We start from the raw sequence: 12,693 nt of genomic DNA, 5'->3' as shown, positions 1-12,693 counted from the left end.
GTTTTTATTTTAAATTAAACTTCAAGGAAAATTAAAAGGGCGTTTTCGCTTAATGCTTCAAATTCAAGGGTCTCAATTTCAGAAATGATGATCGCGTCTCTGGTTTCTAAAAGTCTGTTCTGAAATTCAAAAGCGCCGTTTATTACCATTCCGAAAATTGATTTTCCTTTCTGATGTAAAGAATATTCTTCTTCTTTCCTTCCTTCGTACAGACCTATGAAATTAGGATATTCCAGTTTCTCGGAAATCTGTATCAAATGATTTCTACGGTCTATATTCAGATTTTCAATGCTGAAGAAATTATCTTTTTTAATACTTTTTAGTTCAAAAATCAGAATGTCGGCTTTCTCATCCGGTGTATTGTTTCTGATGTTCACTGTATTGCCTTCTTCAGACTTTAAAGTAAAGATGTGCTCCGGAGAAACAGGTTTCTCAAAATCGTTAATGAAAATTTCGCCGAACAGAACAATGATGAGAACGGTAGAACTTTTTTGATAATTAAAATCAAATGTTCCGTTTTCCTCGAAAACAATTTCTGTTATTTTGTGCAATCCTGACTGTTCATCGGGAATCATCTCGTTCAGAACACATGAGTTTTCTTTCCTCCAGACAGAAAGATCCGATTTAAAAATACGTGATGGACTTTGAACTAACATTTTGATTGGATTTTTTTGAGGAATTCCACACCGCACAGATAAACACATCTAATCACTTCACACCCGCGTAAATCTGTGCTTTAGTGGAAAACTAATAAACTAATAGTAAACAACCTCTGTTTTATTTTTAAGCCGAAACTTTTATTGTATGGGTAAGAGCATAACCTGCACTTACACTTCCTGTAATCGTAGACATTTCATTAGATGTTCCGTCGCTGAATACATTATCACTTGCATTATAAGTATATCCGCTCATTCCTTTATATCCTGTACTTGAAGCTACCTGAACCACTGCGCTGTCACTGCCTTCAGGAAATGCAATCTGCGTTACCAGAAGAGACTGCCCTGCAGAATTATAAATGTGAACATGGATGTGGGTGGCTCTGCTCTGATACCATCCCGGAAATATACTTGTGAAAGAAACTTTTCCGTTGGCATCGGTTGTCTGTCTTCCTCTCAGGAAATGGTAAGACGTATAATCGGCAGTCTGCATCGTCGTTCCTCCGTACTCAGAATAGTTTCCGTCTTTGTCACAATGCCAGATATCAACAATAGCTCCCTGAAGATTGGCACAGCTTGCATTGGTATTCTGAACGGTAATTGTAATTGTGAACGGAACACCTGTTCTGTCTCCTACGATATTAGTCTGTACAAGTGTAGAAGGTGATTTTGTAGGAAAAGGTCCTTCGGTTTCTGAATTGGTAACAGAACATGCCGATGAAGTTGATCCGGAAGAAGATCCTGAACCTGAAGATGAACCTGTTGTAGTATCTGTGATATCGTCATCACTTCCGCAACGTATCAAAATAGGAGCTGCCACCGCAGTAACACCTGCCAAACCAAGAGTTTTTAAAAAACCTTTTCTGTCTATTGTTTTCATAATATGTTTTTTTAAGGTTACTATTTGAATGATTTCAATGTCATTCTTTCAATTTCCTGTAACAAATGTATTTTGAAAAAAACAGCTTATGAAATTTATGAGGTAAACAGTAAAAATGTGTCGGTAAATGGATTTTTTTTAAGAAATATTAAGAATAATATGATAGAAATAGCAGAAAATTACCGAATAGAAATTCAGGGTGGCAAAAATTCGAAGAATTTTTGACGCGGTGGTTTAAAGATGAATTAAAATTATTTATTCACAATCTCCATTACCACACCTTTAAATGTTTCCCCAATCGGAATGATAAATTCCCCAATGTGAATATTGCGGTTTACAATTGTTTTAATAAGGTTCACGGGAACAATATAAGAACGGTGTACTCTTACAAAATCTTTTTCTGAAAGTTTTTCCAGAATATTTTTCATGGAGGAACGCGCGGTAATCTTGGAATGATCTGCAAGATGAATCTGAATGTAATCGTCTAAACCTTCGATCAAAATAATATCATCAAAATTAATTTTGTGAAGTTTATAATCTGCTCGGATGGAAAGATATTTTACATCAGCAGATTCACTACTCACTTTTACTTTATCCACAGCGGCTTTAAATCGTTCAAACGAAAAAGGTTTTAATAAATAGTCTACCGCATTGATACTGAAAGCTTCTACGGCATATTCAGAATAAGCTGTGGTAAAAATAACTTTTGTATTCTGAGAAATACTTTTATAGAAATCCATTCCGTTTTTGGAAGGCATTTCAATATCCAGAAAAATCAGATCAACAGGATATTTATTGAGATGTTTCTGGGCATCGCTTTGTATATTGAAGGTCTTTTCCAGAGAAAGATTCTCAATTTTTCCGGCATAATTTTCAATAATTTTAAGAGCCAGAATCTCATCATCCAGTGCAATTGCTTTTATCATCACGTATCAGATTAAATTAATTTTTAGATCAACATCATAGGTCTCTCCGTCATCTTTTATGATAAGAGTCTGTTTTTCTCCATAAATCTGCTGCAAATGTTCAGTCGTATTTTTCAGTCCTACTTTCAAGCTGCTTTCATCCGTTATATTTTCGTTCACAATATTATTAAAAACATTAAAACTAAGAGTACCTTCCTGAATGACGACTTTCACAGAAATTTTAGAATTTTTTTCCGCATTGAAGCCATACTTAAATGCATTTTCTACAAAATTAACCAAAATGAACGGTGCAATTCTCAGTCCCTGCGTTTCCCCGATCTCGGTATAAGAAAAATCAAGACTATTGTCTGTTCTTATCAGTTGAAGCGAAATATAATCTTTTATATAATCTATCTCTCTGTTCAGTTCTACAAAATCTTTACTGCTTTCCTGTACCACATACCGCATTACATTGGAAAGCTTTAAAATTCCTTCAGGCGTATCGTCAGATTTTAACAAAGCCAGAGAATAGATAGAATTTAAAATATTAAACAGAAAATGAGGCTGCAACTGATATTTTAAATTTAATAGCTCTGCTTTTGCTTTTAATTTTTCCAGTTCCTTTTTCTCATTGCTCCTGTAAATAAAGAATGAAGATAAAAAAGAAAAAAGAAACGGCAACAGAGAAGAAAATATCATCTGATGATAAGTGCCGTCATTTCTTTTAGGAGCAAAATTGCGAAATGGAGCCTCTCCATTCATTGGAGGTTTGGGGAAATTTCCATTTGGATCAGACATTTCAGGAGGACTCATCTGTATTTTCGGATATACTTCCGGAAACATGTTTTCCGGAGAAAGATAAGTAGGCAGAAATGCCATACATCCAAAACAGATCATTACAAAAAGTGAGAAAAGGAAATATTTTTTTCTTCGGTAATATTTTGGAAGAAAGATTTTAAGGTTTAAATAAAAGAAAATAATAACCAGTACAAAGCGGATAAACTCTCTTTGAAATGGAGGAACCCTGAAAACCGAAAGCGTTCCGTCGAAATCCGGAGAAGAAACAATCGGGATTGTAAGAAGCAGCGGAATAAGAATAATATGCGGTAAAAGCTTTTTCATTGAACGAAATTATTAATTTGAATTCATAATTTGTGAAAAATTATTTAAAAGCAGTAATTTTTTTATTTTCATTAAAATTAATTTATTTGTCATGAAATACAAATTCTCTACTTTTACGGCATGGAACAACAATCTAAAGATCCTCTGCACGGAAAAAGACTAGATGTTATTTTGGAAGAGCTGGTGGAATATTACAATGGTTTTGAAAAACTTGGCGAAAAGATCAATATCCGATGTTTTACAGACAATCCGAGCATTAACTCTTCTTTGAAATTTTTAAGAAAAACCGACTGGGCAAGAGCTAAAGTGGAAAGTTTATACCTTTTTGTACAGAGAGAAAAAAAGCGTAACGAAAGAAAAAAAGACAGATAAATATTTCTTCGGTCAATGATTTCAAAAACAGTATCTTTGTGCCGTTAATCGTGAAAGCAATCACGAAAAAAGAATAAAATATGACAATCGAAAACAATCACGTTGTAGCTGTAAAGTATATCCTACATACTATTGAGCCGGATGGAAGTAAAATTCTTGTAGAAGAAACAACAGCAGAAAACCCACTTACATTTTTGTATGGAGTAGGAATGATGATTCCAAAATTTGAACAGAATATCCACGGTTTACAAGCTGGAGATAAAGCTGATTTTACGATTAAGCCTGAAGAAGCGTATGGCGAAAGACAGCCTGATGCAATTGCTCAGTTGCCGATCGATATGTTCCAGGAAGCTGGAATTCCACCTGTAGGAGCAATTTTACCATTATCAGACAATCAGGGAAATAACTTTCAGGCAATTGTGGTTGAGGTAACTCCGGAAGCTGTTGTGGCAGATCTTAATCACCCGATGGCTGGGAAAACGTTAGATTTCCAGGTTGAAATCTTAAACACACGTCCTGCGACAGAAGAAGAGTTGTCTCACGGTCACGCTCATGGAGTAGACGGAAACGAAGCTCACTAAGAGTTTTCTCAATAAAATATGAATGTCCGGCAGAAATGCTGGACATTTTTTTGTTTAAATAAAATTTCACACAATCAATTTTATCGAAGATAAAATCCTTGCGCCTTAAAGCATAATGATTATAATAAAACCTTGCACCTTTGCGATTACCAACAAAAAATTATTCTAAAAAATCACCGCTCACATAAAACCAGCGGTTCTGGATCATTTTAAAAGTGGATAATTCGTGATGAACATGGTTTTCGCCATTTTCATCGGTGTAAAAAGCTTTGAATTCCACTTTATTCATGGAAGGTTTATTTATAATTTCCAGTTTTGTCCACTCATTAATTTCTCCCCATTCCTGTAAGTCTCTTGTATTGTGAAACTGCCTTTTACTCGGCGAAGTGGTTTCCATTAAATATTTACCATTCGGAATCGCAAATGCAGAAAACCTTGAGCGCATCAATGCTTCTGCGGTCGGAGCAGATTTTTCTTTTGTATGATAAGGTTTACAGCATTCTTCGTAGCTCTTTCCGGAACAGCAGGGACAGTTCATTGTTTTAAATTTTAAGAAGCAAATTTACACTTTTTGCTAGCCATGAATTCAAGAATTTTGATCTTTTATAATTTTAAAATCTGTGTCATCTGCGAAATGTTTTATTGAGCTATTAGTGAAAAATATTTGCGTCATTCGTGTTTAAATAAAAAGAAAAAAAAGCATCCAAAAAATTGAATGCTTTTAAAAATTTATTTAATAAATCCCCTGTTTCTCAATAAAGGCTTAATATCCGGATCGTGTCCCGTAAAATCTCTGAATGCCTGATTCAGATCCACAGAATTTCCTACAGACAAAATATATTTTCTGAAACGGTCTCCGTTTTCTCTTGTCAATCCTCCATTTTTAGAAATCCATTCCCAGGCGTCGTTATCCAGAGTTTCAGACCATAAATAAGCATAATATCCTGCAGAATAACCACCGCCCCAAATATGTGCAAAATAAGGCGTATGATATCTCGGCGGAACCGTTGCCAAAGTAAATCCGTGTTTCGCTAAAGATTCTTTTTCAAAATCTAAAACAGGGATTAACTGACTTTCATTCGTTACCGTATGCCAATCCATATCTAATTCAGCCGCAGAAACCAGTTCCGTGGTCATGTAACCCTGATTGAAAGTTGCCGCTTTTTTAATTTTATCAACCAAAGTTTGCGGAATAGGCTGTTTTGTTTCGTAATGTAAAGCGTAGTTCTTTAAAACAACAGGATCTAAAGCCCAGTGTTCGTTGATCTGTGAAGGGAATTCCACGAAATCTCTCGGTACATTGGTTCCGGAAAGCGAAGGATATTTCTGACTGGCAAACATCCCGTGAATAGAATGTCCGAATTCATGGAAAATAGTGGAAACATCATCATAACTTATTAAAGAAGGTTTTCCCGGAGCCGGTTTCTGATAATTGTAGCAGTTTACTATTACAGGTTTTGTTCCCAATAAATAAGACTGCTCTACAAAATTGCTCATCCACGCTCCTCCGTTTTTAGAATCCCTCGTGTAGAAATCCAGATAATAAATGGCAATGGATTTTCCGTCATGATCGAAAACCTCATAAGTTACCACATCAGGATGATAAACCGGAAGATCCGTTCTCTTTTTGAAAGTTAACCCATAGAATTTTTCCGCAGCGAAGAACACTCCCTTTTCCAAAACGGTTGTAATTTCAAAATAAGGCTTAATTTCACTTTCATCAAGATCAAATTTTGCCTTTCTTACCTGTTCAGCGTAAAAATTCCAATCCCAAGGTTCAACTTTGAAGCCTCCTTTCTGCTGATCGATTAGATCCTGAATATCTTTTGCCTCACGTCTTGCTGTTTCTACCGCAGGAGTTGCAATCTGATTCATTAATTTTGTTGCAGCTTCCGGCGTTTTTGCCATCTGATCCTGCAATTTCCATTCTGCGAAACTTTTTTTACCTAAAACCTGAGCTTTTTTCAGTCTTAATTTCGCTAATTTTTCAATGGTTTCTCTTGTATCGTTTCCATCTCCTTTTTCAGCTCTTGTCCATGATGCTTTGAAGAGTTTTTCTCTCGTTGCTCTGTTTTTAAGATTCTGTAAAAGAGGTTGTTGTGTTGTGTTTTGTAATGCTAAAAGATACTGTCCCGGTTTTCCGGCATTTTTAGCATCAGAAGCTGCCGCAGCAATTTCATCAGCCGAAAGTCCTTCAAGTTCTTTTGCATCGGTAAAGAAAACGCCACCTTGCTTTCTCGCTTCAAGCAATTTGTTGGAATATTGCGTAGACAGTGAAGCCAGTTCCTGGTTGATCTGCTTTAGTTTCTCTTTATCCGCAGAAGAAAGATTGGCTCCTGCGATTTCAAAATTCTGCTTGTAATATTGTAATAATCTTTTGCTTTCAGCGTCTAAACCATTCTCAGAAATCGCTTTTATTCTTTTATAAAGATTTTCATTCAGATACATTTTATCAGAATGGGCTGCAAAGATCGGAGCATATTCTTCATCAAGAGCCTGTAAGGTCGGGTTTGTATTGGCGCTGGTAAGATTAGAGAATACAATGGTTGCTCTTTTCAGAACTTCACCGCTTTTTTCCAGAGCTACGATGGTGTTTTCAAACGTTGGTGCTTCAGAATTGTTGGCAATTTTTAAAATTTCAGCGTCGTGCTGTTTCAAGCCAAAATCAAAAGCGGGTTTAAAATGTTCATTTTTAATTTTGTCAAATTCAGGAGCTTCATACTGAAGTTTGCTTTTTTTCATGAAAGGATTCGATGAAAGCGATGCGTCCGGAGCTGGAACTTCCTGTTGGCTATCGGTGTTTTTCATTGTTGTACATGATTGGTTGAATGCTAATGCAGAAATTAATAATACCGATGTAATATTTTTCATAAATTAGTTGTTAATAAGGTATAAAGATACTTAAAACTTAATTCATAAAATAATAAACATGAAATCACAGACTATTTTTCTTTTTTCAGTTGTTGCACTTCTGGCTTCTTGCGATAAAAATGACCGACATCATAACGGCAACGAACAGAAAAACTGGGTGGAAAAAGTAGTAACGAAAGACAACGGACCGATGAGCCATAAAGAAGTGACGGGCGATTTCGATGAAATCGAAGTTTCACAGGCAATCGAAGCTGAAATTATAAAAGCTGATTTTGAAAAGGTCGTAATTTCTGCTCCCAAAAATATTATCGACGAGGTTTTGGTGGATAACAACGGAGGAGAGCTTCATATCCATTACAAACCGGGAATCCGTGTGATGAATACCCATAATGTTTCTGCGAGAATTTATACGAAAGATTTTTCAAAATTAAATGCCAATTCTGCAGCCAGCGTTAAAGTGAAGGATAAATTTGTGCAGGATAAAATGGAACTTGAAGTTTCGAGTTCTGCAACGGTTTCCGGAGATCTTGAAGCAAATGCATTTAATATTTCCATAGACAGCAGCGGAAGTTTCGACGGAAAAATATGGGCGGTAGATCTTGATGTAGATGCTTCATCTGCTGCAAGTCTGGATCTTTCCGGTAAAGCTAAAAATGCGGAGATCAGTGCTTCATCAGGAAGCAGTATTTCTGCCAAAGATGTTATAGTTCTGAATCTGAAAACAGATTCATCCAGCGGAGCGAGCGTAGACATCAGTGCTTCTTCTTCCATTAATGCAGAAGCGTCATCCGGCGGAAGCGTGAATGTGTATAAAAAAGGAAACGTTACCAATGTCACCAAAAACGAAAGCAGTGGCGGAAGCGTAACTATTCAGTAATGTATTCTTTGCTGAATGAAAAGCCATTGCGAACGGAAAATTAAAAGTTTGAGATAAAATCTTTGCGGTCATAGCGTTAAAATGATGACTGATTGCTTATTTAAATTAAACATAAGCTATTAATTTTCATCTTCATCCTCTTCGTCGTTTGAAGAATCTTCCCATTGCTGATTATCAAAATTAAGATTATCATACGCCAATAATTCCTCCTCTCGCAGGAGGATTTCTTTTGTGGTAAAAAGATGGATCTCATCATCATGATCCGATTTGGCTAATTTTCGGATGGAAGCTTTATCGATGGTCATGAATCTTTGCCCGAGACGTCTCGCTGCGTATTTTCTCATTCCGGTTGCATGAAGAACATCAACTGCCATATCTACGGCGGTTCCCAGGGTTTCACGGTAGATATTATGAATTCCGCTGTTTAAATATTCATAAGAATCTATTCTGTTTTTGGCACGTACAAAGATTTTTACCTGAGGATAATTTTCCCTTACGATATCTGCAACAAATTTATTGTCTTCGGGATCATCAAGACACAGAACAAGAATTTCGGCATCCTCAATTCCTGCTGCGCGTAAGGTGGGAATTTTTGTGGCATCTCCGTAATACACCTTAAAACCGTAGCTTCTCAATAATTTCACACGGTCAGAATCTCGATCCAAAACCGTAGCCGGAATTTTATTGGCTTTTAAAAGTCTTCCCACCGTACTTCCGAAATGTCCGAATCCTACAATGATAATTTTCTTTTGCTGAATATTACCGTCCAGAATATTAAAATCATTATCGGGATCAGGAACTTCTTTTATGAATCTCGGAGTAATAAGTTTATCATTAATAATTAATAGAAACGGTGTGATGCACATGGTAATTGCCGTTACAGCCATCATCTGCGCATTCAGTTCAGAAGGTAAAAGATACAGACTTGAAGCATAATTAATCAGTACAAAAGCAAATTCTCCTACCTGCGAAAGCGCAAAAGCATAAAACATACTTTGTGGAGTATCTATTTTGAAAAACTTCCCAATAAGAAATAAAACGGCAAACTTTATGGCTAAAACAGCGAAAACCGTGGTGAAAATAAAGGTCGGATCTTTCTGAATGACGTTAAAATTCATTGTGGAACCCACACTTACAAAAAATACGGCAAGCAATAGTCCTTTGAAGGGATCAATCTGTGCTTCCAGTTCGTGGCGGAATTCGCTGTTGGCTAACATGACTCCTGCAAGGAAAGCTCCTAAAGCGGGAGATAAACCAATAGCTACCATGAGTTCTGAAACTCCGATGACCAGAAATAGGGAAGAAGCCGTTAAAAGCTCCGACATTCCGGATTTTGAGACATATCTTAAAAAAGGAACAAAAACATACCGCCCCAGTAAAATTAAAATAACCACTCCCAAAATAACGGTCGCGAACTGCATCCATTCCGGAAGAGTCTGTATAAGCACCTGAATTTCGTTATCGTGATGTCTGGATTTGTAATTGGCAATTAAAGGAAGAATCGCCAAAATAGGAATCACCGCAATATCCTGAAACAGCAAGGTGGAAAATGAAGCTTCTCCGGCTAATGTTTTTAAATTGTTTTTTTCCTGTAATGTCTGCAACACAATTGCCGTAGATGACAACGCAAAACACATGGCAACGGCTATGGCTTTGTCGATTTTCCAGCCTGCCCAGATAAATACGAGAAATAGAAGAGAAATCGTTAAAAGCATCTGCGTTAAGCCGAGTCCGACAATTTTCTTCCGCATATCCCAGAATTTTCGGGGTTCAAGCTCCAGACCGACTAAAAACAAAAGCATGATGACCCCAAATTCACTGGCGTGCATAATGTCGTTAACATCTTTTCCCGTTAATTTTAAAACATAAGGACCAATGATAATTCCGCCTGCAATATACCCGATGACAGAACTTAGCCCGAATTTTCTCGCCAGCGGAACCATAATGATGGCTACGCCTAAGAAAATAAGTGTGTTCATTGCTAAGCTTGTTTCCATAAAATTTTTATTGGTTGAGAAGTTCTACAAACTGCTGTTTGTGTACGATAATTTCTTTTTTTGAGAGCTTGTTGGCTTCGTAAACGATTTTGATATTTTTGATGTTTGCCTTAAAAACATTCAGCGATACGATAAGTCCGCTGATCAGCTCCTCTACGGTAAACTGATAGGTTCCTTCCTTGCTGAACGATCTTTCTTTTCCGCCTGTGGTTACCAGAATGTAAACCTCTTTTCCCTCCAAAGGATTGTGATGATCTTCTTTAAGCCAGTCGCGGTCGAAAACTTCATCAATCCAGAGTTTTAACAAAGGCGGCATTCCGAACCAGATGAGTGGAAACTGGAAAATAAAGCGGTCGTAATTTTTTATTCTTTTTCTTTCCCTGAAAGCGGCAATATGAAAATTAGGATACTCTTCATAAATATCCCGAAGCGTAAAATGCTGATGACGAACATAGAAATTAATGAGCTCTGCATTCGAGTTGGAATGCTCTAAATAAGGATGCGCAAAAACTACCAACGTCTTCTTCATAAACCTGTTTTACGTAAATATAATGAAAAATTTTTGAAGTAAAAACAGAAATTAGCTGGGTTTATTAATTTTTAATATTAAAATTGATGATTTATGTTATTATAAATTATTATTAATGACTGAAAAATTATTTTTTTGTAATACTTATTTTAACGTTTAAAATATTTAAAAATATAGTTCAAAGCATTTAATAAATGATTACAAATTTTTACAAAAAAAATCGGTCATTTGACCGATTTATATTTACTGTATACGTTACGAATTGTCTTTTCTATAAAGACATAAAAACTTTTTTACAGGGCATAAAAAGCAATTCCTTCGTAATTATAATTAGAATATGACTGAAAAGAAGTTGTATAATAATGATCTCCTCTCTTTCTTCCGAAATATTGATAGACCGGGCGACTTCCACTTACCTGTGATGGATAAGCATAAAATTCTATGCCTTCTGATATGTAACCAGCAGGAGCTCCAGGTGCTGTTGTATAGTAATGATCAGTTCCATTCCAATATCTATAGATTGGAACTGTGCTTGGTGCCTTGTAATTATATGCTCTGAAGTCTACGCCTTCATATCCGTATCCGCCATAGGCTCCGGCAGTTTTCGTATAAAAATGATCTGTTGTACTTTGATTGTAATATCTGTGGATATCGATTGGAACATATTCCATCTGAACTTGGTTATCAATTAAATACTGATCGATGTAAGCTTTTAAAGACGCTTTTTTAATAGGATCATCTACAAGATCATATAATTTCAGCACTCCCTGCTCAGCAATATCTACAAATACAGAATTTTCAGGTGTACATGAACTTTGCCAGTTAGCAATGTTTACACTGGGAGTAGATTGATCCATACTTATGGTTCCTAATAAAGATTTTGTCGGATCTCCTCCGTAAGATCTGTAAGATAACGTTCTGTTAAAGTTCTTGGATGCAGAAGACGTATCGACATTATTGTTAACATTGATATTAAATATGTTTAATGCACTTACTTTCACTCCCACTTCAGAAGCATTTTTTCTGTTTTCATTTGTGGTTTCGGAACGAAACATTACATCAAGCTTTCCTCCTGTATAAATATCTGTAAGGATGTGTGTCCCATAATACTGTACAATTTCTTGCGGAGTCATGGTCTGTACTGCCTGAGTAAATTGAGGGGTTAAATAGTTTTTTAAATTACTAGCTGTAGGAGTTTTGAATTTATACCTTTTTTGTTTAATTAAAAGATGATAACTCCCATAGATGTATTTCCCATCAAATTTATTATTGCTTGTTAAAGATCCATTGAAAGAAGCGGTTATGGATTGCTTAAATAATGAAAATGTTCCACCTAAATCTACTTTGGTTGTTACATTTTTTGCATATTCGTATGCATTCTCACCATAATTTTCCTTATAATCCTGGAAAGGAGTCGGTGTACTCTCAATGTCATTAACGAGTTGGTAAACATCTATTACCTGATTACCTGTGGAACTTTCAACAGCATAACTTTTCGTTACGTCGTATCCTGAACCAAGATAGCTGTATTCCGAAGTATACTTTGCTGATAATGATTTTGCAGATTTGCTAAGATTTGGACTTTCATTTGTTTCCTCCAAAATTTCATTTGTACTACATGAAAGTACCCCTAAAAGAAGCATTGCTGCAGGAGCGAGCCTTAAAGTTTTTCTCATAAAAATATTTTTTATCAGCTGCAAAAGTATCACCTCTTTTATGAAGAAAAAACTTGTGTATTACCTAATATTTTATATCACAAAAAAGTGAGGTTTACTACAGAAAGAATGAATACTTTATAAAAATTGTATCATTCTTTCAAAAAAATTTTTGAATATCCGTTTTCTAACCTAAAGCTGTGATATTAGCAATAATCAGCCTTTCAAATAACTTTTCTCCAAAATAT

General features: G+C 35.8%; 12 protein-coding genes. 3 read left to right on the top strand and 9 right to left on the bottom strand.

The window, feature by feature from the left end:
* Positions 1–14: 14 nt before the first annotated feature.
* From B0E34_RS17605 to B0E34_RS17585, 4 genes are all read right to left on the bottom strand, one after another.
* Positions 15–656, bottom strand: a complete 642-nt coding sequence (locus tag B0E34_RS17605) for a pirin family protein (RefSeq protein WP_087711631.1) — start codon at positions 654–656, stop codon at positions 15–17.
* Positions 657–783: 127 nt separating this feature from the next.
* Complete coding sequence (locus B0E34_RS17600; protein WP_194304389.1) at positions 784–1,536, bottom strand: dioxygenase family protein; 753 nt, start codon at positions 1,534–1,536, stop codon at positions 784–786.
* A gap of 251 nt (positions 1,537–1,787) precedes the next feature.
* The gene (locus B0E34_RS17590; protein WP_087711627.1) at positions 1,788–2,462 is read right to left on the bottom strand and encodes a LytR/AlgR family response regulator transcription factor; all 675 of its coding nucleotides are present in this window, start codon (positions 2,460–2,462) and stop codon (positions 1,788–1,790) included.
* 6 nt (positions 2,463–2,468) lie between these two features.
* The gene (locus tag B0E34_RS17585; protein WP_087711625.1) at positions 2,469–3,563 is read right to left on the bottom strand and encodes a sensor histidine kinase; all 1,095 of its coding nucleotides are present in this window, start codon (positions 3,561–3,563) and stop codon (positions 2,469–2,471) included.
* A gap of 120 nt (positions 3,564–3,683) precedes the next feature.
* On the opposite strand from B0E34_RS17585, the gene B0E34_RS17580 reads away from it, so the two are divergent.
* Positions 3,684–3,935 carry a VF530 family protein gene (locus B0E34_RS17580; RefSeq protein WP_087711623.1) on the top strand — a complete coding sequence of 84 codons (252 nt, stop codon included), beginning with the start codon at positions 3,684–3,686 and terminating at the stop codon, positions 3,933–3,935.
* Positions 3,936–4,015: 80 nt separating this feature from the next.
* A complete protein-coding gene (locus B0E34_RS17575) occupies positions 4,016–4,516 on the top strand; it encodes an FKBP-type peptidyl-prolyl cis-trans isomerase (RefSeq protein ID WP_087711621.1) in 501 nt (166 codons plus the stop codon).
* A 160-nt stretch (positions 4,517–4,676) separates the two neighbouring features.
* On the opposite strand, the gene B0E34_RS17570 is transcribed toward B0E34_RS17575, so the two are convergent.
* Complete coding sequence (locus B0E34_RS17570) at positions 4,677–5,054, bottom strand: YchJ family protein (RefSeq protein ID WP_087711619.1); 378 nt, start codon at positions 5,052–5,054, stop codon at positions 4,677–4,679.
* Positions 5,055–5,245: 191 nt separating this feature from the next.
* The gene (locus tag B0E34_RS17565; protein ID WP_087711617.1) at positions 5,246–7,387 is read right to left on the bottom strand and encodes a M3 family metallopeptidase; all 2,142 of its coding nucleotides are present in this window, start codon (positions 7,385–7,387) and stop codon (positions 5,246–5,248) included.
* Positions 7,388–7,445: 58 nt separating this feature from the next.
* Between B0E34_RS17565 and B0E34_RS17560 the strand changes: the two genes are divergently transcribed.
* A complete protein-coding gene (locus B0E34_RS17560; protein WP_087711615.1) occupies positions 7,446–8,264 on the top strand; it encodes a GIN domain-containing protein in 819 nt (272 codons plus the stop codon).
* A 119-nt stretch (positions 8,265–8,383) separates the two neighbouring features.
* Here B0E34_RS17560 and B0E34_RS17555 read toward each other — a convergent pair whose 3' ends face one another.
* The 3 genes from B0E34_RS17555 to B0E34_RS17545 form a co-directional block, all read right to left on the bottom strand.
* The gene (locus B0E34_RS17555) at positions 8,384–10,261 is read right to left on the bottom strand and encodes a monovalent cation:proton antiporter-2 (CPA2) family protein (protein WP_087711614.1); all 1,878 of its coding nucleotides are present in this window, start codon (positions 10,259–10,261) and stop codon (positions 8,384–8,386) included.
* Positions 10,262–10,268: 7 nt separating this feature from the next.
* Positions 10,269–10,790, bottom strand: coding sequence for an NAD(P)H-dependent oxidoreductase (locus tag B0E34_RS17550; protein WP_076393105.1), 522 nt, complete (start codon positions 10,788–10,790; stop codon positions 10,269–10,271).
* A gap of 293 nt (positions 10,791–11,083) precedes the next feature.
* The gene (locus tag B0E34_RS17545; protein ID WP_087711612.1) at positions 11,084–12,466 is read right to left on the bottom strand and encodes an MAC/perforin domain-containing protein; all 1,383 of its coding nucleotides are present in this window, start codon (positions 12,464–12,466) and stop codon (positions 11,084–11,086) included.
* Positions 12,467–12,693 lie beyond the last annotated feature (227 nt).

The organism is Chryseobacterium mucoviscidosis (assembly GCF_002177115.1).
GTDB classification, from domain to species: domain Bacteria; phylum Bacteroidota; class Bacteroidia; order Flavobacteriales; family Weeksellaceae; genus Chryseobacterium; species Chryseobacterium mucoviscidosis.
This window is presented reverse-complemented; position numbering and strand designations above follow the sequence as displayed.

Excerpts from the sequence above, each read along its gene's own strand:
- B0E34_RS17555 (WP_087711614.1), bottom strand. The coding sequence starts at position 10,261 with ATGGAAACAAGCTTAGCAATGAACACACTTATTTTCTTAGGCGTAGCC.
- B0E34_RS17575 (WP_087711621.1), top strand. The coding sequence starts at position 4,016 with ATGACAATCGAAAACAATCACGTTGTAGCTGTAAAGTATATCCTACAT.
- B0E34_RS17605 (WP_087711631.1), bottom strand. The coding sequence starts at position 656 with ATGTTAGTTCAAAGTCCATCACGTATTTTTAAATCGGATCTTTCTGTC.
- B0E34_RS17550 (WP_076393105.1), bottom strand. The coding sequence starts at position 10,790 with ATGAAGAAGACGTTGGTAGTTTTTGCGCATCCTTATTTAGAGCATTCC.
- B0E34_RS17590 (WP_087711627.1), bottom strand. The coding sequence starts at position 2,462 with ATGATAAAAGCAATTGCACTGGATGATGAGATTCTGGCTCTTAAAATT.
- B0E34_RS17565 (WP_087711617.1), bottom strand. The coding sequence starts at position 7,387 with ATGAAAAATATTACATCGGTATTATTAATTTCTGCATTAGCATTCAAC.
- B0E34_RS17585 (WP_087711625.1), bottom strand. The coding sequence starts at position 3,563 with ATGAAAAAGCTTTTACCGCATATTATTCTTATTCCGCTGCTTCTTACA.
- B0E34_RS17560 (WP_087711615.1), top strand. The coding sequence starts at position 7,446 with ATGAAATCACAGACTATTTTTCTTTTTTCAGTTGTTGCACTTCTGGCT.
- B0E34_RS17600 (WP_194304389.1), bottom strand. The coding sequence starts at position 1,536 with ATGAAAACAATAGACAGAAAAGGTTTTTTAAAAACTCTTGGTTTGGCA.
- B0E34_RS17545 (WP_087711612.1), bottom strand. The coding sequence starts at position 12,466 with ATGAGAAAAACTTTAAGGCTCGCTCCTGCAGCAATGCTTCTTTTAGGG.
- B0E34_RS17570 (WP_087711619.1), bottom strand. The coding sequence starts at position 5,054 with ATGAACTGTCCCTGCTGTTCCGGAAAGAGCTACGAAGAATGCTGTAAA.
- B0E34_RS17580 (WP_087711623.1), top strand. The coding sequence starts at position 3,684 with ATGGAACAACAATCTAAAGATCCTCTGCACGGAAAAAGACTAGATGTT.